Origin of the sequence: Aequitasia blattaphilus (genome assembly GCF_024721305.1) — a bacterium.
GTDB lineage: Bacteria > Bacillota > Clostridia > Lachnospirales > Lachnospiraceae > Aequitasia > Aequitasia blattaphila.
Window position 1 is genome coordinate 1 of the sequence record NZ_JAMXOD010000010.1, and the last position, 26531, is coordinate 26531.

The following is a 26531-nucleotide window of genomic DNA, read 5'->3' on the forward strand; positions in this document are numbered from 1 at the left end:
ACAAACCGTAGGGCATACGGGGATAGCCTGCAGATACTTATTCCATTGGGAATATTGAACAGGAAGCCCCCACTTCAGAATGATAGCATTCAAGTGGTGGGAGCATGTCACGAACGACAAAGATTTGGTTCGTTTCACTTGGAATCGCCAGAGGTATACCTAATTTTTCCAGACCGTTGGTAAGATGAGAGGCCATTTGAAGAGCATTTTCTCCTAATTTATAATAAAGGTTATTGGTAAAAAGAGTTAAGAACTGAATTCCGAGGAGGCGTCCCTTTGCAAGGAGGCCTCCTTTTTGTTTGAGGATATGACGGAAATCTTCCTGAAGGAGAGGATTTCGAATCACTAATGCTTCTCCAAATAAGGCGCCAATCTTGGTGCCGCCAATATAAAAGCATCACAAATTTGGGCAAGGAAGGGAAGATCAAAGTCGCAAGATGGAGATGCCAAACCATAGCCCAGCCTTGCTCCGTCAATATAGAAAAGCAAGTGGTATTTTTTGCAGACTGCGGACAAGTCTAAAAGCTCCTTGCGGGAATACAGGGAACCCAGCTCAGTAGGCTCAGATAAATAAAGCATTTTTGGCTGTACAATATGTTCAATCTCCTTTCTATTTGGAGAGTATTATCTCATATATTGGTTAGCCTGTCTAAAAAATCCTGGTTTTTTTGTTTAGCCGTTCCATTGTGAAGAAAAAGGAAGTATTTTATACTAAAACAAGAAAACAAATGAGTGAGCGAAATAAAGGAGAATTGAAATGGCAAATTTATCACTAAAAGGAATTGATAAGAAATACCCAAATGGATTTCACGCAGTAAAGGATTTTAACCTTGAGATTGAAGACAAAGAATTTATTATCTTTGTTGGACCTTCCGGTTGTGGAAAATCAACAACCCTTCGTATGATTGCAGGTTTGGAAGATATTTCTGGAGGAACATTAGAGATTGACGGAAAAGTAGTAAATGATGTTGAACCAAAGGATAGAGATATTGCGATGGTATTCCAGAACTATGCGCTTTATCCTCATATGACCGTATATGATAACATGGCATTTGGTTTAAAGCTTCGTAAAGTGCCAAAAGCAGAAATTGACCAAAAGGTAAAAGAAGCAGCAAGAATCTTAGATTTGGAATCTTTGTTAGATCGTAAGCCGAAAGCGTTATCAGGTGGACAAAGACAGAGAGTTGCAATGGGTAGAGCAATTGTAAGAAATCCAAAAGTTTTCCTAATGGATGAGCCTCTATCAAATCTTGATGCAAAGCTTCGTGTACAGATGAGAATTGAGATTTCCAAGCTACATGAGAATTTGGGAGCTACTATGATTTATGTAACCCATGACCAGACAGAGGCAATGACATTAGGAACCAGAATTGTTGTTATGAAAGATGGTGTGGTACAGCAAGTGGATACACCTCAGAACCTATACAATCACCCACAGAACTTGTTTGTTGCAGGATTTATCGGATCTCCTCACATGAACTTCCAAGATGCGGTAGTAAGTGTAAAAGGTACCGACGTATTCTTGAAGATTGGAGAGAGTGAGCTTAAGCTTCCAGTTGCAAAGGCAAAGAAATTAATCGATGGAAACTACGATGGAAAAACTGTTGTATTGGGTATCCGTCCTGAAGATGTACATGATGAAGAAAGCTTTATCAACAGTTTCCCAGAGAGCGTTATTAAATCAGAAATTAAGGTTTACGAATTACTAGGTGCAGAGGTTTATCTATACTTTGATGTTGAAGGTGAGCAAATGACAGCAAGAGTGAATCCTCGTACGACTCTTCGCACAGGAGACACAGGTGTATTTGCACTTGATATGGAAAAAGTTCATGTTTTTGACAAGGAAAGTGAGTTGACTATCACAAACTAATCCTCTACAATTTAAGTTAGAAGTTCAGGTTGTTACAAAAGCCAGCTTTTGTAACAACCTTTTCCATTCTTGTTTATAAGGAGGATGATTATGGGTGATAAGGAAAAGCTGAAACGTTCCCTTCGAAATCTTGAAAAGATTACAGGTCTTTCCATGGAAATAGATTGGAATCAAGAATTAGATGTTGATTTCGCTGTTGCACAAATAGATGGAATGATAGGTGCTTATAAGGAAAAGTATAACACTTCTTATTTTCTGCAAAATCTTATAACAGGAAATCTTGAACAGGGAAATATTGTGGAAGGAGCCGCGAAGCTTCATATTTCATTAGAGGAAAAGCGGACTTTATTTTTAATTGAGATTGCAAGCAAAAACTATTCCATGACAGAAACTTTGCTAAAGCAGTTGTTTCATGATAAGAGGAATACATATCTGGTAAAAATTTCAAAGAATAGACTTGCGGTTCTTTATCCCATAAAGGAACAAGAAGATTTATTTGATCTTGGAAATACGATTGTGGATACCATTAATATGGAGCTCTATGTAAACGCAAAGCTTTCTTTTAGTCAGACATTTGATAGTTTGCTGGATTTAGAAGGAGCCTATAAGAAAGCACATATGACAATGGAAATCGGTAAGATATTCCAGTTCGGTAAGAACGTATTTCCTTACAATGATTTGGGAATTGGACAGATGATTCGGGAAGTTCCATATGATGTGTGCAGAAACTTTTTGTTGGAGGTATTTAAGGGTGAGATACCGGATTTCTTAGACGAAGAGTATTTGATTATGGTACATACCTTTTTTACCAACAACTTAAATATTGCAGAAACAGCAAGAGGACTTCATATGCATCGAAACACGTTGATTTATCGGATTGAGCAGCTGGAAAAAAAGACGGGAATGGATATCCGAAAGTTTGAAGATGCATTGGTATTTAAGGTGGCGCTGATGGTGGTTAATTATTTGAAGATAGAGAGGGTTTTAATATGAATGATGCATATTATGAACAACTGGTTCCTGCAAAGGCAAGGAACAAAGACAGACTGATATTTGTAGGATTATGGATAGTGGCAGCAGTGTGCTTACTGGGATCGATGTTCTCATCTATATTTTTACTGCTATTTCTGGCAGCAGTCATTGTAAACGTAATTCTATTTATGCCAAGAATGCAGCTAGAGTATGAGTATGTACTGGTAAATTCAGAACTGGAGATTGATGCTATCTATAAAAAATCGAATCGTAAGAAGCTGTTCTCGATGGACATCAAGGACGCAGAGATGATTCGGCCAGCGAAATCCTCAGCTGTAAATACCAGCCAGCTTACAAAGCTGGAAGACTTTTCTTCCAGAGAAGAGAATTTGAAAAAATTTATTGTTTTATCAAAGGATCAGACAGGAAGCAAGGGAATTATTCTTTCCCCTGATGAAAAATTATTGAAGCAGTTGAAGTCTTATGCAGGAGTAAGGTTTCAAGAGTTCTAGAGCATAATAGCGTTGCTGACTTTTGTTTATATGATAAGTCATTAGACGCAGAAAAACCACCCGATAAATGTCCTGACCGACAGGGTGGTTTTTCATAACTCGTTTAAAGGTCAATCGCAAACACGGTTGCTCTTTTTTTTTCTATTATACACGAAATTAGCATTGTGTGCAAATTCTATTTTCACATGGCATGTACCCGATAGAATACATCTTCACCTTCCGTATATTTTTCAAAGGTACCACTTACCTCAACAGGGGTTCCGTCCTGGGGATAAGAAGTATCGTCATTGTAGATAAATTCTAAGCCTTGCTGACAACAGGAAGTGGCATCCTGAATTACAACAAAATGATAAGTTGTATTCGTTTCATCAATATGGTTCGTATAATGAAGTCCTTCCATAACAATCGTTTTTCCCAGATAATCATCAGGATTTGAAACGATATTAAAGACCTCAGCATAAACCATAGTGCTATTCAAAACTGTTAAATCTATGACCTCGTTTTCAGAGGAATCTGTTGAGATTTCTTTTTCGATATCTGTAGGTTCTTCTGCCTTCTTACATCCGATTAAAGAAAAAAGGAAGAGAAAACAGAGAATTATTAGCGTCTTTTTCATCTTGCCACCTTCAAAAGCTTTCCAATAAATGAAAACAGAATAAAACCAGTAATATCAACGGCAACAATTGTAGAGCCAACAGGGGTGCCTCCAATAATAGAAATAAGAATACCGATGGTTGTGCACACGACGGAAAACAAGGCAGAGCATATGATTACCTGTTGAAAACTTTTAAAAATACGCATTGCAGAAAGTGCCGGGAAGATAATCAGTGCGGAAATTAACAGAGATCCCACTAAATTCATAGCCAGTACAATAATCATAGCAACAACAGTTGCAATAAGCATATTATAGGCACTGGTCTGTACTCCAGTAGCTTTTGCAAAATTTTCGTCGAAGGTGATACTAAAAAGCTTATTGTAGAAGAAGATAAACATCAAAATGACAATAATCGACATGATAATACAAACCCACACATCAGTAATAGTTAAAGTTAATATTGAAGTGGAACCGAAAAGAGTGGCACACACATCTCCGCCTAAATTGGATGAGGTATTAAAAATATTCATCAAGAGATAACCAAGTCCAAGAGAACCAACGGAGAGCATGGCAATCATAGCATCTCCCTTTATCTTTCGCTTTTCTCCAACGCCCATTAATAAAATAGCAAACAGAATGGTAATGGGGGCTACTAAAATCATATCGTTGGATACCTTCATAACCGTTGCAAGAGCAATGGCTCCGAATGCAACGTGAGATAGCCCATCTCCGATGAAAGAGAGTCTCTTTAATACTAAGGTGACACCTAAAAGAGAGGAGCATAGTGCAATCAATATTCCTACAACCAGTGCGTAACGCACAAAAGGATAAGAAAAATATTCTATTAAGGTCATGATACACCTCCTTGCATATGCACATAGAGCTTGCCAATATCACTTTCCAAATAATCCTTTGTTTCACCGAAAAATAGTGGTTGGCTGTTTCCGATATGGAGAATGTGGGAAGCGTATTGGGTAGCAGCAGTGATATCATGAGAAATCATAATAATAGTAAGACCCTCATTATTGAGTTTTTCGATTAAGGAGTACATATCCAAAGTGGCCTTTGGGTCGAGACCGGCAACAGGCTCGTCTAATATCAACAGCTTTCGTGTTGCACAAAGAGCTCTTGCAAGAAGAACTCGTTGTTGCTGGCCGCCAGATAAATCACGGTAAGAATGTTTTGCCAGATCGGGAATGTCCATTCGTTCCATACTTTTAAGAGCTAGTTTTTTTTCTTCTTTACGATAAAAAGGACGAAGTCCTAGACGGTTGACACAGCCAGATAATACGACCTCCCATACCGATGCAGGGAAATCTTTTTGTACAATGGTCTGTTGAGGCAGATAGCCAACTTCGTTTTGCTGGACACCGTCACCAAAATGAATCCTTCCGCTAATGGGTGGAATCAGGTGAAGCATGGTTTTCAGTAAGGTACTTTTACCAGAACCATTTTCACCTACAATACACAAATAATTACCGGACTTAACTTCAAAAGTTAAGTCCGATACAATTGTATCTCCATCATAGCCTAAAGCGATATTTTCGCAGCTAAGTAATGCCATTGTAATGCCTCCTTATTTCTGGTTAAGTGTCTCATTTAAAATATTTAAATTGTCTTCCATTATACCATAATAAGTAACACCTGATTCGGCGTCAGAGGAAGTAACCTTTTGCATGGAATCCAGAACCCTGACTTCCTGATTCTTTTCCTCCGTGTTTTCAATTATGGTTTTGGCAATGGACTGATCGGATGTTTCGATTACAAGCACCGTATGCAGTTTTAACTCATCAATCTTATTGGCTAAAAAAACAACGGTTTCGAAGCTGGCTTCGGTTTCGGCAGAGCAGCCTGAAAATGCTGCAAAGTAATCTAATCCATAGTCATCTACCAGATAACGGAAGGGGAAGCGGTCTCCAAATAGAAGGGTTTTGACTGTTCCATTATCCACAGTTTTTTGGTAGTTATTATTTAAGGAAGAAAGCTTTTCAACATAGGTTTCTGTATTTTGCTGATAAGCAGCTGCATTTTTTTGATCCAGCTTCTGTAAGGCTTCTGATATAGAATCACAAATTACTTTGGCATTCTTTAGAGAAAGCCAAACGTGTTCGTCCATTTCTGGCTCATGTTCTTCGCCCTCATGGATTTCCATCCCTTCTTTTGCCTCCTCTTCTTTTATGCTGTCACCCAGCACATCCATCATATTTATAACAACCATGTCTTTATTCTTGGCTGTAGCAAGAGCGTCCTCTACCCATTCATCGGATTCGCCTCCGACATAGATAAAGAGATCACAAGTGGATATTTTTACAATATCTTCCGTTGTAGGCTGGAAACTGTGAAGGTCTACTCCCTTATCTAATAAAAAGCTTAAATCTACATTGTCAGTGCAGTCGCCTAGAATCTCTTTGGCCCAGTCATACTGGGGAAATATAGTGGTAACAATTTTTAGTTTTTTTTCTTCTGTCTTTTCAGTTGTTTTTGTGCAGCCAATCAGTAGCATTCCTATTAATGAAACTACTATTAAGTAAGTAATTGATTTTTTCATGTTCTCCTCCATTTGAAATTAAATCGTTATCAAGAATTCATGAAAGCTTCAATTTGAAAGCTTGACTTTTAAGGAGACCAGAGTCATAAAAGGTAAGAACTCACGTAAGTTCCTCTTTGAAATGGAATTGAGTGAGAGCAGGAATAGAGCGGTACCAACGAATACCAAAGCTAAAAAGCTGGTTAATAGTGTGGAACAAAGAGCAATTTCCTGACACACTTCACAATGACTGGTATGACACTGAATTTCATGAGAGGTTTCACTACTAATATAAGAAGAAGATAGAATTAAGAATACAAATAGAAATACAACAGATGCCAAAGATGTAATTTTGTTTCTTTTCATAACAATTCTCCCTTCAATTTTATAAAATTGGTCGAATGATAGTATAGCATTCTTAAAGGGAAGTGTCAAAATAAGAGAGAGGCGCAAATGCACCTCTCTCTCTTGCAAAATCAATATTATTTTAACTAGCGTCGGCGTCAATAAGAGCTGCTTTTCCTGTTTCACCGGTACGTACTTTTACAACGTTTTGAACATCATATACGAAGATTTTACCATCTCCATACTCTCCAGTTTGAAGAACGGATTCAGCAGTTTCAATTACTAAAGAGGCAGGAACATTCCCAACTACAATTTCCAGTTTTACTTTTGGAAGAAGACGCATTTCCATTTCTGCACCTCGATAATAGTTTTTCTGGCCTTTTTGCTGACCACATCCCATTACTTTGGTAATGGTTACTCCGGTAATATTAATTGAGTTCAATGCAACCAGGAGCTCGTCTAATAGATTTGGACGAGTAACGATGGATATTTTAGTAATCTCATCCTCATTTTGGAGAGTCCTCTCAGACATAGCAACTACCTTTTTCTCAGGAGACGGTGTTACAGAACCACCGGCACCATCCTCTGTGATAAAGTCAGCATATGAGCTTACAAGATTATGCTCGTGATAATCCAAACCTTCTAGTTCTACTTCTTTCTCTACACGGAGTCCAATTGTTTTCTTGATTGCAACAAAGGCAATTGTCATTGTCACAGCTACCCAACCAATGACACATACAACTCCCAGTGCCTGAATACCAAGGAGAGAAGCACCACCACCGAGAAGAAGACCAGGAGTTGCAGTTCCGGTTCCATCAGAGAAAAGACCGACACAAATCGTACCAAAAGCACCACATGCTCCATGTACTGCAACAGCACCGACAGGATCATCGATTTTCAGGACACGGTCAATGAATTCAACAACCAGAACAACTAAGATACCGGAAAGGCCACCGATAATAGCGGCAGACAAAGGAGAAACGGTATCGCATCCAGCAGTGATTGCTACAAGACCGGCCAATGCTCCGTTTAAAGACATCGATACATCAGGCTTCTTATAACGCAACCAAGTAAAGAACATTGTGGTAAGAGCAGCAACTGCAGCACTTAAATTCGTGGTTACAAAAATTTTGCCGGCAAGAGAGATTGCCTCTCCTTCCATTGAAACGGTAGAACAGCCATTAAATCCAAACCAACAGAACCAAAGGATAAAGCATCCGAGGGCTGCAAGGGTTAGATTGTGACCAGGAATTGCTCGTGGAGTTCCATTTTTCCGATACTTTCCAATACGGGGTCCTAATATTTTGGCTCCTACCAAGGCGGCTACACCACCTACCATATGAACAGCTGTGGAACCAGCAAAATCATGAAATCCTAGCTGGGCAAGGAAACCACCACCCCAAATCCAGTGCCCTGAAATAGGATAGACAACAAGGCTGATAATAAAGCTGTAAATGCAATAAGAAGAAAACTTTGTTCTCTCTGCCATTGCACCTGATACAATGGTTGCAGCTGTTGCACAAAATACTGTTTGGAAAATAAAAAATGCATAAAAAGGAACACCTTCTGGCAGCATGCCAGTTCCATAAGTGGCCTCTGAGGCCATACCCTTTATACTACCAATAATTGGGTTGTCTGAACCAAACATCAGGCCGAAACCAACCAGCCAAAACACGGGGGTACCGAGACAAAAATCAATTAGATTTTTCATGATAATATTTCCGGCATTTTTTGCTCTTGTAAGCCCGGATTCAACCATAGCAAAGCCTGCCTGCATAAAGAAAACCATTGCGGCTCCAAGTAAAACCCATAACGTATTTACTGAACTAAAATCCATAAAAATTCCTCCTTTTACTCATTCGCTTTTAAGAATACAAAAAGCGCCAAACGAGATGTTCTCGTCGGCGCCTTTGCTTGTCTGCATTGTACGCTCAATTGCAAAAAGAAGTCAACAGAAAAATAGAAAATACAGAAAAATTTGGGAAATTAGTCATAAAAGAATGAAAAATAAAAAAAATATTGTTAAAAATTTATTTTCATAGCCTTAACTTTAGTAGGAGTCATTGTTATTTTAAAAATTTCTTGCTATAATTCGATTATGTGCTTTATTTAAAGAAGAAATGATTATGAGGTATAAAGATGATTCAGAGTGAATTGAGACAATTTTATGGAAATATAAATAAATCTGTTGTTGTAATACAGGATTATTCCAACCCTGTTATAGTATACGAGAATAAGAAAGCCTTGTTTTGGCTTAATCCATTTTGGAATATGGAGCAGGATTCCATAGATTTCTTTGAGTTCTTAGAAATGCCCCAAGATGAATATGATACATTTATAGAAATTCTCCAGAAAAGTGGAATGGTAGAAGATTTTCTTTCTAAAGTTACTGTGCAAGGGGAAAAGCAGGTACCAGTCGTAATTTCCGCTTCAGAAATTGAGCTGTCAGGCCAAAAGTATGGGGCACTTTTTTTTGATACGGTTCATGATAAGAAAAGCGAGGAAGAGAGTAATGCCAAAGCGTTGCTTACAATCTCCAGTCTTTCTTATAAGTCGGAAAATATTGAAGAAGCCATTGATAATGTTTTGGCTTTTTCCGGAAATTATGTGGATGTGGACCGGGCATACATATTTGAATCTGTCTCGGAAATATCAACATCAAATACGTATGAATGGTGTTCGGTGGGAACAAAGCCATCTATTTCCGAATTGAAAAATCTTCCAAAAGACGAATACAGTTATGAACAGATTGTTTGGGGAGGAATGGCAATTACCGATGATATCCGTACCATGTCTGAAGAGGACCGTGCAATTTTAGAACCTCAAGGGATTAAGGCGTTGGCTATTATTCCAATGTTCTCAGCAGGAAAACCATTGGGCTACGTAGGCTTTGATGATTGCCATAAGTACCGGAAATGGACACAGAGTGAAATTGACTTTCTAAATGAATTATCAAGTATGCTTGCCTCTATGCTGGTACAAAGAGACCTGCAAAAAAGCTTGATATTTAGCAGGGATATATTTGAAACTGTTACGGATAGCACAGATACCTTGATATATGTTTCCGATATTGATACCCATGAGCTTTTATTTGTTAACAGCAATATGGCATCTTCTGTAGGAATAGAAAAAGATAAGTTGATTGGAATGAAATGCTGGGAAGTTCTTCAAGCAGGAAGTAAGGGACCTTGCAGTTTTTGCCCTCTTAAGAAAATGTATGACGAAGAGGGAAATCAAATTAAAGACTATTACCGTTGGGAATTTAGAAATACGATTAACGGGAAATGGTATTTAATCCGAGATCAAATTATAAAGTGGACAGATGGAAGAGATGTGCATATTGAGACGGCTACAGAGATTACGAACCGTAAAGAGTATGAAAGCCATCTGGAATACATTGCATCTACGGATATTATGACGGGTGCTTATACAAGAGAATGGGGAAGAAAAATCCTGGAAAACATCTTGAGTGTGAAAGACAGAGCCCAGGAAAATTCTCTTATTTTCATTGACCTTGATGGATTAAAGACAATCAATGACCGCTATGGACATACAGACGGTGATTTTATGATTATTAAAACCTTGGAGATTATAAAAAGCAACATCAGAAAAAGCGATTTAATATGCAGATGGGGCGGAGACGAATTCATAATGATTATTCGTGGCGGAATTCAAGAATGTGAAATTGTTATGCAGAAGATTAAAGAGTCTCTAAAAGAATATAATGAAAAGCGTGAAATTCCATTTCATTTAGATTTTAGCTATGGAATTGAAGAAATTAACTCTGCTACCAATGTTACGATTGATGAGTTAATAAAAAATGCGGATCAAAAAATGTACGAGCAAAAAAACAAAAAACAGAAATAAAAAATGCTTTATCGGGGGATAGAATGAAAGATAGAATTAACGTTCTGGCAAAGGCAATAAAAGTGGAGAATATCCAGAAGCTACAAGATACATTTATTACACTTTTTCAGGTACCCATTACTCTTTTGGATGTAAAGGGCACCTCAATCACAGAGAATACCATCGAGGAAATTGTACCGAAAAAAGAAGTGCTTGAGCTGGTGAACCGTAATCAGAAAACTCTTTTAGAGGCGAGAAAAGAATTGCCGGAAAGAGGCATTGTAACGGAGACATTACCGCTTATTTTAAAAAATCATCTTTTAGGGAGCTGGGCCTTCGTATATCCTATGCATGATAATAAAAGAGAAGATTTTATACAGTATTTAAGGTCGGCAAATCAAGTATTGGAAGTGACCTTGGAAAACAATAAAAATATTTATGATATTTTCGATGATTTCATTAATCTAACCAACGCAAACATGGTTTTAACGGACTATGAAAGCGGTAAGATTATTATGTGCAATGATCAGTACAGAGAAAGTTTGCAAAACTATGAAAAGATATCCGTATCGGAGAACACTTCAATCTATGATTTTGAGATTGAGTTTATACCGAAAGAAATACGGGAGGCATTACGTGGGGAAGAGGAGCAGAACAAACAATCATATACATGGGAAATCTATGTAGAGAGATTGAGTAAATGGTTTGAGTTTGTCAGCAGGTCAATTAACTGGATGGACGGACGTCTTGCAATTCTCACGACCTTTGCTGACATTACAGAAAAGAAAAATGAAGAAGAGCGGATACACTACTTAGCATATAATGATAAAAGACTTGGAATACCAAATGGTATTAAGCTTTTTGAAGACATTCAAAATTTAGGAATCAATTCTCACTATATGATATGCTTTAACGTACAAGGCCTTCGTAAAGTAAATAACCTGTACGGCAGGGAGTCAGGGGATAAGCTGCTGAAAAACATTGTAACATGGATTTCTAAGGTTCTAAACTTCAGATATCCGATTTACCGTATTGAGAAGGACGACTTTGTTGTTTTTGCCGACAATTCATCAGAGCTTGAGACGATGAATGTAGCAAGATTTTTACATAACCGTTTTGAACAGCCCTGGGACATTGACTTAGACGAGGTTTTTCAGGAAATATTTGTAGGTGTTCATATGGGTGTAATCGAAGTGGATAATTCCATGGAAAGCTATGAACGTATGCAAAATGTAATTGATAAGGTGATGACTTATGCAAGAAAAGAAAATCGCCTGATTCTTTTTGATGAAAGAATTAATGAAGAGCTGAAAGAGCTTTTGAAATTTGAAGAAGATTTGAAATTTTGTGTCTTAAACAACATGAATGGATTTTCCTTGAACTTTCAACCGATTGTAGAGGCAGCGACAGGTCGTTGGATAGGATGTGAAGCCTTATGTCGTTGGAATCGCCCCGAATTTGGGCCGGTACGCCCAGACTTATTCATTCTTGAAGCGGAAAAGCTAGGTTTGATTAATATTCTGACAAAATGGGTGTTAACAGAAGCGATTCGAAATGTAAAAGAGTGGGAGTTGGATAAGTGTGAACGTTTTATGCTTGACGTAAACCTTTCACCGATTCAGCTTAGAGACAGGGAGCTGGTAGGCTTAATTCGGGAAGTATTGAATTACTATAATTATCCGGCAGAAAAGCTGAGTCTTGAAATTACGGAAAGTGCAGAGGTTCATTTTGATGAGAAGACGTTAAAACAACTGGATTATATACGGGAAACGGGAATTTCTCTTTCTCTGGATGATTTTGGAATTGGATATGCAACATTTTCAAATTTACGGGTTCTTCCAGTTGATGTGTTGAAAACAGACCGGTCTTTCATGATGGGAATTGAGGAAGATGAATATCTGCAATACATGATGAAGGTTATGGTCGAGTTTGCACATGCAGCGGATATAGAAGTCATTGCAGAAGGTGTAGAGACGGAGGAGCAGCTAAATATTCTAAAAGAAAATGGGGTTGGTATGATTCAGGGATATTATTTTTCCAGACCATTGCCTACGGATCTCATGGAAGAGAATTTACATAAGTTTCAATAAAAAAAGTGGTTGTCGCATTAGCTAAAATAAATTTAGTTAGGCGACAGCCTCTTTTATAGTTTTCGTGAAATCATATCTGGGTTTGTAGAATACTTTATTGCATTTTCTTTTGTAATAATGCCTGACTGATAAAGCTTTAGCAGGCTATTATCCATAGATATTAAATCACCACTTGTGGAAGAATAAATCAACCCATCGATTTGTGGAATCTTATTTTCCCGAATCATATTTCGAATAGCAGGTGTTACGGTCATTACTTCAAAGGCAGGAATCATACGGTTATCAACAGTAGGAACCAATTGCTGGGTAATGACACCTTGAAGTACCATGGAAAGTTGAACTGCAATTTGCCTTTGCTGACTGGATGGAAATACATCGATGATACGATCGATTGTATTTGCACTCCCAAGAGTATGTAAGGTGGAGAAAATCAGATGACCTGTTTCGGCAGCAGTCATAGCCACTTGTATGGTTTCATAATCTCGCATTTCTCCAAGAAGAATAACATCAGGACTTTGACGAAGAGAAGCACGAAGAGCGGTTACATAGCTCTCTGTATCATCATGGATTTCCCTTTGACTTACAATACTTTTATTGTGACGATGCAGATATTCCAAAGGATCTTCAAGGGTAATGATGTGTTTCTCTTTTGTCTTATTGATATCATCAATCATACATGCTAATGTGGTGGATTTCCCACTTCCAGCAGGTCCAGTCACAAGAACAAGCCCTTTGGAAAACTGATCCATTTTCATAACAAAATCCGGTATTGCAAGGTCAGATGGACTGGGCAGTGAAAAGGAAATTGCCCGAATGACAGCAGATACGGCACCTCTTTGTTTATAAGTGTTTACGCGAAAACGAGACAGACCGCGAATTGCAAAGGAGAAGTCATCATCTCCTTTGCCGTAGAGTCTTGAGCTGTCGCGATTACCTGCGGCATCATAAATCTGGTGAATCAATTCCTTTGTATCCTCAGAGGATAAGAAGTCCTCTCCTAATTTGCGTAGGGTATTATTTACTCGAATCGAAGGAGGAAGTCCTGCGACAATAAATAAATCACTGGCCTCCTGACGAATCATTTCTTCAAATAATGTCTGTACATTCATTGTGTTGTTATCCTCCTATAGCAGGTCATAAGTATCATCCCCGGCCCATTCTTCTGTTGGGGTCTCTTCCCAGCTGGTTATTTTGCAGATTTGATTTTTAATCGTAATGGAAACAGATAAATCATTTTCAGGGTTTATTTTTTGGGTGAAGCTTACATAAATAGTTTCGGAATCTGTTTCAAGTAATAAGTCCTCTATTGAAGAAAGTTGAGTCACCGTTTCTTTGAAAGAGTTATTTTTTGCAATATTATTAATGTTTTTTAATTGTTCGTTCACCTTCATGCTAGCCGTATAATAGGCTTGATTGTGTTGGGCTACTTTTTTACTTAAGGTATGATCCCTGGAAGCGGTAGCCAGAGAAAGAGTCGAAAGTATGACGAGACACAATACAATAAAAATCATGAGCAAAGATACGGTTCCAATATTGGTGATAGGTCCATTTTTCTTTCGCATAGGTCATTTCCTTTCACATGGTAAGAGGGTTTGTGGAGACTGTCACTTCATAGAGCGGTGATACGGAGTCTTCCCTCGTAAATACAATTGTGAATAAGCCTTCCTGTTTTTGGTCTTCACGGATGAGCACTCGGTAGTAATAATCCTCTTTATCACAGAGGTTGTGCTCTTCATCAAAGTATATCATATAGTTCTCTTTTTCTTGGACAAGAGTCTCATAATAAGGAGAAAGAGCCTCTGAAACATTGGAATTTTCAGAGAGCAAATCTGCAATAGAGGAGACTTGTGTGACTGCATAATCCAAAGCCTGACTTGTTTGACTAATGGTATAGGCCTTTACAAAGAGCTGTATACAAATAGCAGATGAAAGAGCAAAAAAAGTAAAGGATATTATAATCTCCATCAAAAGAATCAGGGATCGAGAGGTATAGGTTTTTTTCATCGCTCGCTCCTTTCTGATACAATCAGAGAGGATTTTACACCTCTTTTATCCGTTGCAGTAAATTGAAATAAAGAGGAGCTGAGTTTTTTGATTTCAAAATTCTCCATCTGAATAATATTTGTTCCATCATCTAAACTAAAATCAGTACCATCTACAAGGAATAATTCTTTCATATAGTCTTCGTGATAGTAGATATAGGTTACTGTTTGAGGTGTCGTGTCCTTGTGCTCAATGGTGAGACAGGAGATTCCGTCGATTTCTTGTACGGATACAGCACCAGAAGAATCATTGTGACGGATTTTTGTTTGTATGTAAGACAATGAAGTTCTGCTGGTATCCCGGGATTGAATTTTTGTGTTTGTTCTTTGGTAAAAATCAGATGAAATCAAAAGAATTACGACACAAGAAGCTACAAAACCAAAAAGTAAAGCCAAAGGAAATATAAAATCAATAACGTGACGATTAAATTTTCTGCTCATATTACTCTACCTCCTTGGTCAATACTGTGATTTTAGGTAGAATATTTTGAGCCATCACCTGATAGTGGACAACAAAACGGCTCTCATCATAGGTGATGTTATATTGATCTTTCAGGTATTGGAGATCCTGTGGATAAGAACCCTCAATCGCGTAACACTGTGTGGTGGCACGAGAAATAGCCTGATAAAGTGTATCCAGTTCTTCTGTTGAACTACGAGAAGAAGCAGAGCTAATCAGGTAAATAAATCCTCCTGTAATCATTATAAATAGAAGGAGAGAGATTATGAGATTGCGATACGAATTTGTGGTCTTTTCTGAAACAAATCTCTGGGTCATTTTAAGCCTTTCCTTATCTTAAATACTGGATAGAATCCCTAAAAGCGGTAACATAACAGAAAGTAAAATCACGCCTACAATTAGAGAGAGAACAATAACAAGGCTTGGTTCAATTGCAGCGATTAAGCCGGTAAGCTTTACATCGACTTCGTCATTGTACTTTTCTGCCACATCATTCATGGTGTCATCTAAAGAACCGGTTTTTGATGCGATGGATGTCATTTTTGCATACAGGCCGGTGAATATATGGGAGCTGAGAAGGGCTTTTGAGAGCTCTTCTCCGTTTTTTACACGTTGGATACAGTCTGCTATTTTCTTTGAAAAATCAGGATTTTCCATCAGTTTTTCTGTCATCTCAAGAGATTCCTCCGGGCTTAATCCACTGCTTAAAGTTAAATACATACCACTTGCAAAACGTCCTGCAGCAATTTGATTTGAGATGTTTTTGAAAAAGGGAAGCTTGCGGGTGAGAGTACGAATCGACTGTTGTCCTTTTTGGGTTTTTGCAAAATAAAGAATCACTAAAACGAGGAGGATAACAATGCCAATTAGTACAAAGCCGTAACGATTAATCCCAAGGCCTAAATCTAGAAAAGCCTTGGATATACCGGTTAGTTCACTGCCCAACTGTTTGAAAACCTGATTGAATATGGGCATTACTTTTGTAATTAACAATAGAATTACTACAGTGAGCATCACGACCATAATCAAGGGATAAGTAATTGCGTGGCGAATCGATAATGTGAGAGAGGCTTCACGCTCATAATGCTTGCCAAGTGCTCCAAATACACTGTCAAGGGTACCGGTCATTTCACCGATTTCAACCATTTGCAACATATAATGAGGAAAAGCTTTCGTACTCTTTAGAGCTGTATAAAGGCTGCCGCTTTCTTCTAAATTTTTTTGAATGTGTAAGAGAAGAGGCTTCTCAGAGGGATGGGCACTTTCTTCTAATAAAAGAGATATTCCCTCAATGCTGGAAATTCCAGCACCTAAGATCATACTCATCTGAGAACAAAATGCGGATAACTCCATATTTGATAATGGGACAAGCTGTTGCTTCATAATAGCTCCTTTCGCTAGTAGATATATTCCGTATTGTAATTACTACTGTCACCGATATATTTTTTTAAGCTTTCGTTCTTACTGTTGGCGGCAAAGGTAGGATCCATCATGGTCCAAGACTGACCATCAAATTCAATGATTTTATCGATCCATCCTACATCTGTTATATAGGTGCTAATCCATGCATGGTAAACGGTACTGGCATATCCTGTTTCTAATTTTGTGGGAATACCTTGTGTACGTAGCATTGCTGCCATAAGGGCGGCATAGTCAAAACAGATCCCTTTTTTTGTTGTTAATGTATCATCAAGATTTGGTAAGTATCCATAGACTACAGATTCAGCCTTCTGTTTATCATAGTCAATATTTTTAATGATGTAATGGTAAACGGCAGCAACTGCATCCAAATCATTTTTTGCACTGGAAACTTCCTTTTTTGCAACCTCGACTGCTTGTGTTTCCGCGGTGAAGTTTACATACTGGCTTGGATAGAGAAAGGGGAGAAACTCGTCTGCAAGGGTAACTTCAATGTCTTGTACGAAAGATATTGCATAGGTTTTCCCTTCAATGTTTTCCAAGAGCTTTAATTTATAGGCACCATTTCCGTCAGGTAAGGGAAAGGCTTCATATACGTTTTTATTTTGTATTGCATAAGTATAGACAAGACCAGAGGGGGTTTCAACCTGCATTCTTACCGTATCATTGTCACCTCTGTACTCTAACATAAAGTAGCCCTGATCGGTGTGAGAGACATCAAAGGTGAGAATGTCGTTGCCGTAAACAACTTCTCCGCTGGCGCTGGTTTGTAGTACCTTTGGTGTGGAATCACGTAAGGCTGCATTTTCATCAGGTGCTTTTTCTTTTGTTGCTTTTGTTTCCTTTGCAACACTTTCTTCTTCGCCACAACCAGAAAAAAAGGCACAACAAAACACAATCAATAGAACGGATATTATTGATTTTATATGCATCACTGTACCTCCTTATTAGTTCCCCATTTTGCTTATCTTGTATAATTCAAGTAAATCAATTATAATATCTCATGTTATATGAAGTCAAGGTTTACTAAAAGGAGATACAATGTTTCGAACTATAAAAAAAGTAGGAATTTTTCTTTTGGCTGCGTCTTTCTTTGTGATGCCCGTAAATGCTCAGGTATTAGATGGAGAAACGGAAGAAGGAACTTTAGAAGAATTGATGGAGAAGGGAAAAAAGATTCCCATAGAAACAAACGAGCTGAAAGAGTGGCCTAAGGCTCCAGAGACAAATGGACGAGCAGCAATTGTAATGGAAGCGGGAACAGGGGCGATTCTATATGCCAAAAATATCAATGAACAACTTTATCCAGCTAGTATTACAAAGGTATTGACGGCACTGGTGGCCTTTGAAAACAGTTCTTTAACGGATGAGGTTGAAGTTTCAGCGGATAGTGTGTCTTGTGTAGAAGCAGGCTATGCCCACATTGGATTAAAAGAAGGCAATAAGATTACGGTAGAACAAGCTCTTTATGCAACTCTTCTGGCATCGGCAAACGAGGCGGCTTATAGTGTTGCAGAGTCCATAGGAAAAGAAAAGGGCTATGATTATGAATGGTTTATTGAGCAGATGAATGGAAAGTGCAAGGAAATTGGAGCCAATGACAGTAACTTTGTTAATCCTAACGGCATCCAGGATCCAGAGCATTACACAACGGCAAAAGATATGGCGTTAATAGGAAGAGAGCTATTTGCCTACCCAGAGTTTTTTAAAATCTGCCAGACCTTGAATTATAAGATTCCGGCGTCTGATACTGTAGAGGAGCATGTTTTTCAACAAATGGATGCCATGCTAATCCCGGAGGCAGAACAGTATTATGATAAAGTGATTGCTGGAAAAACAGGCTATACGGATAGCTCCAGAAGTACTCTTGTGACGATGGCAACAGACGGAGAAATGGATTTGGTATGTGTGGTTCTTCATACCTACGGAGTAAATAGTCAGAGTGATACGAAAAATATATTGGAGTATGTGTTTTCAAACTTTGAGAAAGTGGAGACTTCAGAATTTGACCAAAGTAAGGACTATGATGCACTTCTAGAGGAAGACAAAGGCTATGTGGTAGTTCCGAAGAATTTTGATGTCTCGAAGTTGAACAGCACAATCATTCAGGACAAAGAGAACCCGGGGCAAGCAAGTGTAAGCTACACCTACAAAGATAATCCAGTAGGTTCAGTAGGCGTTTCTCTCAGCAAGGAGTATACGAAGCGTCAGAGACATTTGGAAGAGAGTGGACAAGAGAAAAGTGATATTGTAACACTTCTCAAGGAGAAGAAAAAAGCATTGCCAATTCCTTATATGATTGCAGGAGGAGTAATCGTTCTTGGTCTTATTTTGTATTTTGGGATTTTAAATAAAAGGAAGAGGCAAAGGAAAAGGCTGAGACGCAGAAGGCGTAGGTAAAACTTGACGAAACGGGATTTTGTTACTATAATTGGAGTAATATGAAAAGACGATGACGAAGACAGTAGATTGGTATGGAAAGTTTAAGCGAGTCAGGGGTGGTGGAAGCCTGATATCAGTAAATACCAATTGAAAATCACTTCTGAAGTTGCAGTGGATGAAATAATAGTAAGCACTGACGGAGCTTCACCGTTATAAGAAGGACATATGATAGTGTGTTAGGTGGTAATAATCGGAAGTTTGCTTTCGTCCTAAATGGACGGAAGCTTTTTTTACATTATAGGAGGAAGTTTAGATGTATAAGAAAGTATCAACAGACTTGAATTTTGTTGAAAGAGAAAAAGAAGTTGAAAAGTTCTGGAAAGACAATGAGATTTTTGAAAAAAGTGTGGAAGAGCGAAAGGGAAATAAGACATATATGTTTTATGACGGTCCTCCTACTGCCAATGGAAAACCTCATATTGGGCATGTGCTGACAAGAGTTATTAAAGATATGATTCCAAGATACCGCACGATGAAGGGATATGAAGTTCCACGAAAGGCAGGATGGGATACGCATGGATTACCAGTTGAGTTAGAAGTGGAAAAAGAACTTGGCTTAGACGGTAAGGAACAGATTGAGGAATTTGGACTGGAACCTTTTATCAAGAAATGTAAAGAAAGCGTTTGGCGTTATAAAGGTATGTGGGAAGACTTCTCAGCTACCGTAGGATTCTGGGCGGATATGGAAAACCCATACGTTACTTATGACAATAATTTTATTGAATCAGAGTGGTGGGCGCTCAAGAAAATATGGGAAAAAGAACTCCTTTATAAAGGTTTTAAGATTGTGCCATACTGTCCAAGATGTGGGACACCTCTTTCTACCCAGGAAGTGGCTCAGGGATATAAAGATGTGAAAGAAAAATCAGCGATTGTCCGCTTTAAGTTAAAAGAGGAAGATGCTTATGTGTTAGTTTGGACTACAACACCATGGACGCTGCCATCGAATCTGGGACTTTGCGTGAATCCGGAAGAAAACTATGTGAAGGTAAAGGCAATAGATGGATATACTTATTACGTAGCAGAGGCACTTTGTGACAGTGTGCTATCCATCCTTGTAAAGAAGGATGAATGTCAGAAACCTTATGAAGTTTTAGAAACTTATGTTGGAAAAGACTTGGAGCACAAAGAGTATGAGCCACTTTACATGGCTGCAAAAGAGGAAGCAGATAAACAGAAGAAAAAAGCTTTCTTTATTACCTGTGATACGTATGTTACTTTGACGGATGGTACGGGTATCGTACATATTGCACCTGCATTTGGTGAAGATGATGCCAAGGTAGGAAAGAAATATGATCTTCCATTTGTTCAGTTGGTAAATGGAAAGGGAGAAATGAGTGAGAATGCACCTTTTGCAGGAATGTTTGTAAAAAAGGCAGATCCTCATATTTTAGAAGACTTAAAAAATAGAGGTCTTCTATTCGATGCACCGAAGTTTGAGCATAGTTATCCTCACTGTTGGAGATGTGATACACCTTTGATTTATTACGCAAGAGAATCATGGTTTATTAAAATGACAGCAGTAAAGGAGGATTTAATCGCAAACAATAACACGATTAATTGGATACCGGAAAGCATAGGAAAGGGCAGATTTGGTGACTGGATTGAAAATGTTCAAGACTGGGGAATCAGTCGTGACCGTTATTGGGGAACACCTTTAAATATATGGGAATGTTCTTGCGGACACAGACATGCGGTAGGGAGCATTGAAGAACTAAAGGCTATGTCGGACAATTGTCCGGAAGACATTGAACTTCACAGACCTTATATTGACGATGTGAAAATCAAGTGTCCCGAATGTGCAGGTGAAATGACAAGAGTAAAAGAGGTAATTGACTGTTGGTTTGATAGTGGAGCTATGCCGTTTGCACAGTATCACTATCCATTTGAAAATCAGGAGTTGTTTAAATCTCAGTTTCCAGCAGATTTTATTTCGGAAGCAGTGGATCAGACAAGAGGATGGTTTTACTCACTTCTTGCAATTTCAACACTTTTGTTTAATGAAGCACCTTATAAAAATGTAATTGTTCTTGGTCATGTTCAGGATGAAAAAGGACAAAAAATGAGTAAGTCAAAAGGGAATGCAGTGGATCCTTTTGAGGCTCTTGAAACTTATGGGGCAGATGCAATTCGTTGGTATTTCTACGTAAACAGTGCACCATGGCTTCCAAACAAATTCCATGGCAAGGCAGTAATGGAAGGACAGCGGAAATTTATGGGTACTCTTTGGAACACCTATGCGTTCTTTGTACTATATGCTAATATTGATGAATTTAATGCCAAGGATCATACCATGGATTTAGACAGCTTAACGGTTATGGACAAATGGCTGTTGTCAAAGCTTAATTCTCTTGTAAAAGATGTAGATGATGATCTTGCAAACTATAAAATACCAGAGGCAGCAAGAGCTTTACAGTCTTTTGTAGATGATATGAGTAACTGGTATGTAAGAAGAAGCAGAGAAAGATTTTGGGCAAAGGGAATGGAGCAGGACAAGATCAATGCTTATATGACTCTTTACACAGCTTTGGTTACGGTTTCAAAAGTGGCAGCTCCGATGATTCCTTTTATGACAGAAGAAATTTACCAAAACTTAGTAAGAAGCCTGGATCAGGATGCGCCGGAAAGTATACATTTGGTTGAATATCCAAAATATGATGCATCTCTCGTAGATCAGGATTTGGAAAGCAATATGGACGAGGTATTAAAACTGGTTGTAATGGGACGTGCTTGCCGAAACACTGCGAACATCAAGAATCGCCAGCCAATCAGCCTTCTATACTATAAGACAAAAGAAGTACTTCCTTCTTTTTATGAGGACATTATTAAGGAAGAGCTGAATGTAAAAAAGGTTGAATTTGCTGAAAACGTTGGGGAATTTACTTCTTATAGCTTTAAACCACAGCTTAAAACAGTGGGTCCAAAGTATGGAAAGCTATTAAATGGAATTCGCGAAGCATTGAATACAATTGATGGAAGTCAGGCGATGAAGGATTTAGAAGAGTCTGAAGCAATCCGCTTTGAGGTTAATGGACAAGAGGTAGTACTGACAAAAGAGGATCTTCTAATTGAGAATGCACAGGCAGAAGGATACGTATCGGAAACAGATAATAATATGGCGGTTGTACTAAATACAACTTTAACAGAAGAACTTTTGGAAGAAGGTTTTGTAAGGGAGATTATCAGTAAAATACAAACCATGAGGAAAGAAGCCGGTTTTGAGGTTATGGATAAGATTTCATTAACTTACGAAGCAGAGGAGAAGGTCATAAAGATATTTGAAAGAAATATTGAAGAAATCAAGTCGGAAACCTTGTCTGTAAATGCAAACCAAGAGCCTGGAACAGGTTATACTAAGAAATGGAAAATAAATGGGGAAGAAGTGGAACTGGGAGTAGAAAGGCAATAATTAATAGGAGGACACTGAAATGTTTGATACGAGATTTGACAAAAAGAAGTTCCAAACTGAAATTCAAGAGAACCTTAAGAATTTATTCCGTAAGTCGGTAGAAGATGCTTCTTCACAGGAATTGTTCCAAGCTGTTTCATTTGCTGTAAAAGAAGTGATTATGGATGACTGGATGAAAACCAAAAAGACGGAGAAAAAAGAAGAGTCGAAGGTTGTTGTTTACTTGTCAATGGAGTTTTTGGTAGGACGCGCTCTTGGTAATAATCTGATTAATATGAAGAACTACAAAATGGTGGAAGAAGCATTGGATGAACTGGGGGTAGACTTAAACGCTCTTGAGGATGAAGAAAGAGATCCTGCTTTGGGGAATGGTGGTTTGGGAAGACTTGCAGCCTGTTTTCTAGATTCTCTTGCCACTTTAGGATATCCGGCATATGGATGTGGAATTCGTTATCGATATGGGATGTTTCGACAGAAGATAGAAGAGGGCTATCAAAAGGAAATTCCAGATGATTGGTTAATGAATGGTTATCCTTTCGAGCTTCGAAGACCAGAGTATACACAAGAGGTTCGTTTTGGAGGAAATATACGTGTTGAGCATGATGAGTTCAATAATGCTAAGTTTATACAGGAAAACTACCAGTCAGTAAATGCAGTGCTTTATGAAATTCCGATTATTGGATACAATAATCATATGGTAAATTCTCTGTGTGTATGGGATGCAGAGCCGATTGTTAATTTCCGTTTGGATTCTTTTGACAGCGGAGATTATTACAAGGCAGTTGAGCAAGAAAATGTAGCGAGAAATATTGTCGATGTACTTTATCCAAATGATAACCACTATGCAGGAAAGGAATTGCGGCTCAAGCAGCAATACTTCTTTATTTCTGCCAGTTTACAGTCTGCATTGAAAGCTTTAAAGGAAAGAGGATATGCTGTAAAAGAGATGGATAAAAAGATTATCTTCCAGATGAATGACACCCATCCTACGGTTGCGGTTGCAGAGCTGATGCGGCTGTTGGTAGATGAAGAAGGGTTAAGCTGGGAAGAGGCTTGGGGTATTACAAGCAAATGCTGTGCCTATACGAACCACACCATCATGTCAGAAGCTTTAGAAAAATGGCCAATTGATCTTTTCTCCAGATTGCTTCCAAGAATCTATCAAATCATTCAGGAAATAGATAGGAGATTTGTAGAACAGATTCATCAAAGATATCCAGGGAATGAAGAAAAAGTTCGTAGAATGAGTATTCTTTGTGATGGACAGGTGCGGATGGCTCATTTAGCGATTGCTGCGGCGTTTTCTGTCAATGGAGTGGCACGACTCCACACAGAGATATTAAAGCATCAGGAGCTGAAGGATTTTTACGAAATGATGCCGGAGAAGTTTAATAATAAAACCAATGGTGTCACTCAAAGAAGATTTTTGCTTCATGCTAATCCAGAGCTTTCAAATTGGATTACAGATAAGCTTGGAACAGAAGATTTTGCAACAAATCTGGAGCTTTTAGAGAACTTAAAGCCTTTGGCGGATAATGATAATGCCCTAAGTGAATTCATGGGAATTAAAAGGAAAAACAAGGAACGTCTTGCAGCTTATATTAAAAAGCATAATAATATAGAGGTAGATGTAGATTCTATTTTCGATGTTCAGGTAAAGCGGCTCCATGAATATAAGAGACAACTTCTCAACATTTTACATGTTATGTATGTATATAATCAGATGAAGGAACATCCAGAGAAGAGCTATTACAAAAGAACGTATATATTTGGAGCAAAGGCATCAGCAGGATATACGAGAGCAAAAGAGATTATTAAGCTAATTAATTCTGTGGCGGAGGTTGTAAATAATGACCGTAGTATCAACGGAAAGCTTAAAGTAGTATTTATTGAAGACTACAGGGTGTCTAATGCTGAGATTATTTTTGCAGCAGCAGATGTAAGTGAGCAGATTTCAACAGCATCAAAGGAAGCATCTGGAACAGGAAATATGAAGTTTATGATGAATGGTGCAGTTACATTAGGTACCATGGATGGTGCAAATGTTGAAATTGTAGAAGAGGTCGGAAGAGAAAATGCTTTTATTTTCGGTCTTAGCTCAGAGGAAGTTATTCACTTTGAGAAAAATGGTGGATACAATCCTTGGGATATCTACAATCAGGATCAAGACATTCGAAAGGTATTAGATCAGTTAGTTGATGGAACGTATGGCAACGGAGATAAGGAACTTTATCGAAATATATATGATTCACTTTTATCTCCAAAAGATGGAAGCATGGCAGATATGTATTTTATATTAAAAGATTTTGCATCTTACCGCGATGCCCAGGAACAGGTGGACGCAGCATATCGTGATCAGAAGAGATGGGCTAAAATGGCACTTCTTAATACGGCAAGCTGTGGGAAGTTTTCATCCGATAGAACAATTGAAGAATATGTAGCAGACATATGGCATTCTAAAAAGATAAAGGTAGGTGAAGAGTAATGTATCAAACAGAAACGGATCAAGTTCTCATAACAGTTTTATTGATTTACTTAGGAGTTATTTTCTTTGCTTTAATTATAGGATTGGCATCCTATCTTTTCAAATCCATCGGGATGTATACGATGGGAAAAAGAAAAGGAATACAAAATGCCTGGCTTGCATTTATTCCCTATGGAAGAACGTATTTCTTAGGTGAGTTATCAGGGCCAATTCATCTGAAGAGAAAGACGATTACAAATCCAGGTATTTGGCTGATATTAGTACCTATTATTTCTTCGGTGATTTCCAGCATTTTTATGGGGCTGTTCTATGCATCCTTTTTTGCAAAGATGATTGGAATGACATCTGCGCTGTCCAACCATGCAAGTGAGGAGGCGGTTCTTCGCAGCTTATTTGGAGGTCCGGGAGGATTCTTTATGATTATGGCATTGATACTTTTTGTTTTAGCCAGTATCTTTTTGACGGCAGTACAAAATGTACTTATTGTACTGATAAATAAGCAGATTTATGCCCAGTATACGGAAGATAATATGGCCATTGTTCATACGATTTTGGGATTATTTATTCCGCTATACACATCCATATATTTCTTCGTTATCAGAAATAATGAACCGATTTTTATACAAAAGGGTGGAGAAGGATATTAATGAATTATATCTATGTACTAGAGTGTAAGGATGGTTCCTACTACACTGGATGGACGACAGATGTGCAGAAACGTCTAAAGGCTCATCAAGAGGGTTCAGGTGCGAAATATACGAGAGGACGGGGACCTTTAAAACTGGTTTATCAAGAATCCTTTGAAACAAAAGAGGAAGCGATGAAGCGGGAATATGAGATTAAGCAAATGAGTCGAAGAGACAAAGAGAAATTAATAAATGGGTAAAGTAAAAAAAGAACTACGCAAGCATAAGACAGCCTGCGTAGTTCTTTTTTTAGATTAAAGGAGAAAGCTCTCCAGTATCTATGTCCATCAGGTAGCCTTGGATACAGATATCCTTTGGCATGAGGGGGTGGTTTTTAAGCAGTTTTACAGTTTGAATTACTTCTTCTTCCACATTAGAAAAGCCGGAAAACCAGTGCTCAAATGCGGGACATTGACCGGCGAATTCTTGACATGAGCTTGGAGAAATACCACGAGAATAGAGTTTGTCAATTAAGGAAGCAGAACTTATTTTACTGACACCGCAATCCGTATGACCAATAACATCCAGATAGGATATGTCAAACTCAAGAATGGCAACCAAGAGGCTTCGAATGGTAGTATCATACTCGTCTAAAAGGGTCCCACCAGCGTTGCGGATAATTTTAGCATCGCCATCTTTAATACCTAAAGCAGCAGTTAAAAGATGAGTTAATCGTGTATCCATACAAGTGAGAATCGCTGTTCTTCTAGCAGGTTTACTGGAAGCGAAATAAGAAGTATGTAGTTGATTTTTCACGAAATAACGGTTGTATTCCAACATGTTTTTTTGCATTTTAATCCTCCTTTTTTCTTGTGGACTTATTGTAACAAG

26 protein-coding genes are annotated in these 26531 nt (G+C 38.2%); 10 read left to right on the forward strand and 16 right to left on the reverse strand.

Annotated features, from left to right (window positions below):
- Positions 1-37: 37 nt before the first annotated feature.
- The gene (locus tag NHH15_RS08000; protein ID WP_262066133.1) at positions 38-346 is read right to left on the reverse strand and encodes a PLP-dependent aminotransferase family protein; all 309 of its coding nucleotides are present in this window, start codon (positions 344-346) and stop codon (positions 38-40) included.
- Entirely contained in the window at positions 346-579 is a 234-nt protein-coding gene (locus tag NHH15_RS08005; protein WP_262066134.1) for a hypothetical protein, read from the reverse strand. The genes NHH15_RS08000 and NHH15_RS08005 overlap by 1 nt, the downstream gene beginning before the upstream one ends.
- Positions 580-757: 178 nt before the next feature.
- Here NHH15_RS08005 and NHH15_RS08010 point away from each other — a divergent pair, with 178 nt between their 5' ends.
- From NHH15_RS08010 to NHH15_RS08020, 3 genes are all read left to right on the forward strand, one after another.
- Entirely contained in the window at positions 758-1870 is a 1113-nt protein-coding gene (locus NHH15_RS08010; protein WP_262066135.1) for an ABC transporter ATP-binding protein, read from the forward strand.
- 90 nt (positions 1871-1960) lie between these two features.
- Complete coding sequence (locus NHH15_RS08015) at positions 1961-2863, forward strand: PucR family transcriptional regulator (RefSeq protein WP_262066136.1); 903 nt, start codon at positions 1961-1963, stop codon at positions 2861-2863.
- Positions 2860-3354 carry a DUF6106 family protein gene (locus NHH15_RS08020; protein WP_262066137.1) on the forward strand — a complete coding sequence of 165 codons (495 nt, stop codon included), beginning with the start codon at positions 2860-2862 and terminating at the stop codon, positions 3352-3354. Before NHH15_RS08015 ends, NHH15_RS08020 begins: the two co-directional genes overlap by 4 nt.
- Before the next feature lie 181 nt (positions 3355-3535).
- On the opposite strand, the gene NHH15_RS08025 is transcribed toward NHH15_RS08020, so the two are convergent.
- From NHH15_RS08025 to NHH15_RS08050, 6 genes are all read right to left on the reverse strand, one after another.
- Complete coding sequence (locus NHH15_RS08025; protein WP_262066138.1) at positions 3536-3970, reverse strand: hypothetical protein; 435 nt, start codon at positions 3968-3970, stop codon at positions 3536-3538.
- The gene (locus NHH15_RS08030; RefSeq protein ID WP_262066139.1) at positions 3967-4803 is read right to left on the reverse strand and encodes a metal ABC transporter permease; all 837 of its coding nucleotides are present in this window, start codon (positions 4801-4803) and stop codon (positions 3967-3969) included. The genes NHH15_RS08025 and NHH15_RS08030 overlap by 4 nt, the downstream gene beginning before the upstream one ends.
- Entirely contained in the window at positions 4800-5513 is a 714-nt protein-coding gene (locus NHH15_RS08035; RefSeq protein ID WP_262066140.1) for a metal ABC transporter ATP-binding protein, read from the reverse strand. The genes NHH15_RS08030 and NHH15_RS08035 overlap by 4 nt, the downstream gene beginning before the upstream one ends.
- Positions 5514-5525: 12 nt before the next feature.
- On the reverse strand, positions 5526-6497 hold the full coding sequence (locus NHH15_RS08040) for a metal ABC transporter substrate-binding protein (protein WP_262066141.1): 972 nt from the start codon (positions 6495-6497) through the stop codon (positions 5526-5528).
- Positions 6498-6545: 48 nt separating this feature from the next.
- Complete coding sequence (locus NHH15_RS08045; protein WP_262066142.1) at positions 6546-6842, reverse strand: hypothetical protein; 297 nt, start codon at positions 6840-6842, stop codon at positions 6546-6548.
- A 121-nt stretch (positions 6843-6963) separates the two neighbouring features.
- Positions 6964-8658, reverse strand: coding sequence for an ammonium transporter (locus tag NHH15_RS08050; RefSeq protein WP_262066143.1), 1695 nt, complete (start codon positions 8656-8658; stop codon positions 6964-6966).
- A 302-nt stretch (positions 8659-8960) separates the two neighbouring features.
- Between NHH15_RS08050 and NHH15_RS08055 the strand changes: the two genes are divergently transcribed.
- Positions 8961-10688 carry a diguanylate cyclase gene (locus NHH15_RS08055; protein ID WP_262066144.1) on the forward strand — a complete coding sequence of 576 codons (1728 nt, stop codon included), beginning with the start codon at positions 8961-8963 and terminating at the stop codon, positions 10686-10688.
- A 23-nt stretch (positions 10689-10711) separates the two neighbouring features.
- Positions 10712-12757 carry a putative bifunctional diguanylate cyclase/phosphodiesterase gene (locus NHH15_RS08060; protein ID WP_262066145.1) on the forward strand — a complete coding sequence of 682 codons (2046 nt, stop codon included), beginning with the start codon at positions 10712-10714 and terminating at the stop codon, positions 12755-12757.
- 53 nt (positions 12758-12810) lie between these two features.
- On the opposite strand, the gene NHH15_RS08065 is transcribed toward NHH15_RS08060, so the two are convergent.
- From NHH15_RS08065 to NHH15_RS08095, 7 genes are read right to left on the reverse strand one after another with little or no spacing between them, the layout of a single operon-like run.
- Positions 12811-13866 carry a type IV pilus twitching motility protein PilT gene (locus NHH15_RS08065; protein WP_262066146.1) on the reverse strand — a complete coding sequence of 352 codons (1056 nt, stop codon included), beginning with the start codon at positions 13864-13866 and terminating at the stop codon, positions 12811-12813.
- 15 nt (positions 13867-13881) lie between these two features.
- The gene (locus NHH15_RS08070; RefSeq protein WP_262066147.1) at positions 13882-14319 is read right to left on the reverse strand and encodes a hypothetical protein; all 438 of its coding nucleotides are present in this window, start codon (positions 14317-14319) and stop codon (positions 13882-13884) included.
- A 13-nt stretch (positions 14320-14332) separates the two neighbouring features.
- Positions 14333-14761, reverse strand: coding sequence for a hypothetical protein (locus NHH15_RS08075; RefSeq protein WP_262066148.1), 429 nt, complete (start codon positions 14759-14761; stop codon positions 14333-14335).
- Positions 14758-15240 carry a DUF4860 domain-containing protein gene (locus tag NHH15_RS08080; protein ID WP_262066149.1) on the reverse strand — a complete coding sequence of 161 codons (483 nt, stop codon included), beginning with the start codon at positions 15238-15240 and terminating at the stop codon, positions 14758-14760. Before NHH15_RS08080 ends, NHH15_RS08075 begins: the two co-directional genes overlap by 4 nt.
- 1 nt (position 15241) lies before the next feature.
- Positions 15242-15577, reverse strand: a complete 336-nt coding sequence (locus tag NHH15_RS08085; protein ID WP_262066150.1) for a hypothetical protein — start codon at positions 15575-15577, stop codon at positions 15242-15244.
- An 18-nt stretch (positions 15578-15595) separates the two neighbouring features.
- Positions 15596-16642 (reverse strand): type II secretion system F family protein, encoded by a 1047-nt coding sequence (locus NHH15_RS08090; protein ID WP_262066151.1) that lies wholly within the window; start codon positions 16640-16642, stop codon positions 15596-15598.
- A 14-nt stretch (positions 16643-16656) separates the two neighbouring features.
- Positions 16657-17610, reverse strand: coding sequence for a transglutaminase-like domain-containing protein (locus NHH15_RS08095; protein WP_262066152.1), 954 nt, complete (start codon positions 17608-17610; stop codon positions 16657-16659).
- Between the two features lie 109 nt (positions 17611-17719).
- On the opposite strand from NHH15_RS08095, the gene NHH15_RS08100 reads away from it, so the two are divergent.
- The 5 genes from NHH15_RS08100 to NHH15_RS08120 all read left to right on the forward strand — a co-directional run bounded on the left by NHH15_RS08100 (position 17720) and on the right by NHH15_RS08120 (position 25900).
- A complete protein-coding gene (locus NHH15_RS08100) occupies positions 17720-19078 on the forward strand; it encodes a D-alanyl-D-alanine carboxypeptidase family protein (protein WP_262066153.1) in 1359 nt (452 codons plus the stop codon).
- 295 nt (positions 19079-19373) lie between these two features.
- Positions 19374-22529, forward strand: coding sequence for an isoleucine--tRNA ligase (gene ileS / locus NHH15_RS08105; protein WP_262066154.1), 3156 nt, complete (start codon positions 19374-19376; stop codon positions 22527-22529).
- Between the two features lie 19 nt (positions 22530-22548).
- A complete protein-coding gene (locus NHH15_RS08110; RefSeq protein WP_262066155.1) occupies positions 22549-25014 on the forward strand; it encodes a glycogen/starch/alpha-glucan phosphorylase in 2466 nt (821 codons plus the stop codon).
- Positions 25014-25661 (forward strand): hypothetical protein, encoded by a 648-nt coding sequence (locus NHH15_RS08115; protein ID WP_262066156.1) that lies wholly within the window; start codon positions 25014-25016, stop codon positions 25659-25661. The genes NHH15_RS08110 and NHH15_RS08115 overlap by 1 nt, the downstream gene beginning before the upstream one ends.
- Positions 25661-25900, forward strand: a complete 240-nt coding sequence (locus NHH15_RS08120) for a GIY-YIG nuclease family protein (RefSeq protein ID WP_262066157.1) — start codon at positions 25661-25663, stop codon at positions 25898-25900. Before NHH15_RS08115 ends, NHH15_RS08120 begins: the two co-directional genes overlap by 1 nt.
- 49 nt (positions 25901-25949) lie before the next feature.
- On the opposite strand, the gene NHH15_RS08125 is transcribed toward NHH15_RS08120, so the two are convergent.
- A complete protein-coding gene (locus NHH15_RS08125) occupies positions 25950-26492 on the reverse strand; it encodes a beta-class carbonic anhydrase (RefSeq protein WP_262066158.1) in 543 nt (180 codons plus the stop codon).
- Positions 26493-26531 lie beyond the last annotated feature (39 nt).

Bases quoted from the DNA above. Each gene is read 5' to 3' on its own strand.
- NHH15_RS08005 (WP_262066134.1), bottom strand. From the start codon at position 579: ATGCTTTATTTATCTGAGCCTACTGAGCTGGGTTCCCTGTATTCCCGC.
- NHH15_RS08010 (WP_262066135.1), top strand. From the start codon at position 758: ATGGCAAATTTATCACTAAAAGGAATTGATAAGAAATACCCAAATGGA.
- NHH15_RS08015 (WP_262066136.1), top strand. From the start codon at position 1,961: ATGGGTGATAAGGAAAAGCTGAAACGTTCCCTTCGAAATCTTGAAAAG.
- NHH15_RS08020 (WP_262066137.1), top strand. From the start codon at position 2,860: ATGAATGATGCATATTATGAACAACTGGTTCCTGCAAAGGCAAGGAAC.
- NHH15_RS08025 (WP_262066138.1), bottom strand. From the start codon at position 3,970: ATGAAAAAGACGCTAATAATTCTCTGTTTTCTCTTCCTTTTTTCTTTA.
- NHH15_RS08030 (WP_262066139.1), bottom strand. From the start codon at position 4,803: ATGACCTTAATAGAATATTTTTCTTATCCTTTTGTGCGTTACGCACTG.
- NHH15_RS08035 (WP_262066140.1), bottom strand. From the start codon at position 5,513: ATGGCATTACTTAGCTGCGAAAATATCGCTTTAGGCTATGATGGAGAT.
- NHH15_RS08040 (WP_262066141.1), bottom strand. From the start codon at position 6,497: ATGAAAAAATCAATTACTTACTTAATAGTAGTTTCATTAATAGGAATG.
- NHH15_RS08045 (WP_262066142.1), bottom strand. From the start codon at position 6,842: ATGAAAAGAAACAAAATTACATCTTTGGCATCTGTTGTATTTCTATTT.
- NHH15_RS08050 (WP_262066143.1), bottom strand. From the start codon at position 8,658: ATGGATTTTAGTTCAGTAAATACGTTATGGGTTTTACTTGGAGCCGCA.
- NHH15_RS08055 (WP_262066144.1), top strand. From the start codon at position 8,961: ATGATTCAGAGTGAATTGAGACAATTTTATGGAAATATAAATAAATCT.
- NHH15_RS08060 (WP_262066145.1), top strand. From the start codon at position 10,712: ATGAAAGATAGAATTAACGTTCTGGCAAAGGCAATAAAAGTGGAGAAT.
- NHH15_RS08065 (WP_262066146.1), bottom strand. From the start codon at position 13,866: ATGAATGTACAGACATTATTTGAAGAAATGATTCGTCAGGAGGCCAGT.
- NHH15_RS08070 (WP_262066147.1), bottom strand. From the start codon at position 14,319: ATGCGAAAGAAAAATGGACCTATCACCAATATTGGAACCGTATCTTTG.
- NHH15_RS08075 (WP_262066148.1), bottom strand. From the start codon at position 14,761: ATGAAAAAAACCTATACCTCTCGATCCCTGATTCTTTTGATGGAGATT.
- NHH15_RS08080 (WP_262066149.1), bottom strand. From the start codon at position 15,240: ATGAGCAGAAAATTTAATCGTCACGTTATTGATTTTATATTTCCTTTG.
- NHH15_RS08085 (WP_262066150.1), bottom strand. From the start codon at position 15,577: ATGACCCAGAGATTTGTTTCAGAAAAGACCACAAATTCGTATCGCAAT.
- NHH15_RS08090 (WP_262066151.1), bottom strand. From the start codon at position 16,642: ATGAAGCAACAGCTTGTCCCATTATCAAATATGGAGTTATCCGCATTT.
- NHH15_RS08095 (WP_262066152.1), bottom strand. From the start codon at position 17,610: ATGCATATAAAATCAATAATATCCGTTCTATTGATTGTGTTTTGTTGT.
- NHH15_RS08100 (WP_262066153.1), top strand. From the start codon at position 17,720: ATGTTTCGAACTATAAAAAAAGTAGGAATTTTTCTTTTGGCTGCGTCT.
- ileS (WP_262066154.1), top strand. From the start codon at position 19,374: ATGTATAAGAAAGTATCAACAGACTTGAATTTTGTTGAAAGAGAAAAA.
- NHH15_RS08110 (WP_262066155.1), top strand. From the start codon at position 22,549: ATGTTTGATACGAGATTTGACAAAAAGAAGTTCCAAACTGAAATTCAA.
- NHH15_RS08115 (WP_262066156.1), top strand. From the start codon at position 25,014: ATGTATCAAACAGAAACGGATCAAGTTCTCATAACAGTTTTATTGATT.
- NHH15_RS08120 (WP_262066157.1), top strand. From the start codon at position 25,661: ATGAATTATATCTATGTACTAGAGTGTAAGGATGGTTCCTACTACACT.
- NHH15_RS08125 (WP_262066158.1), bottom strand. From the start codon at position 26,492: ATGCAAAAAAACATGTTGGAATACAACCGTTATTTCGTGAAAAATCAA.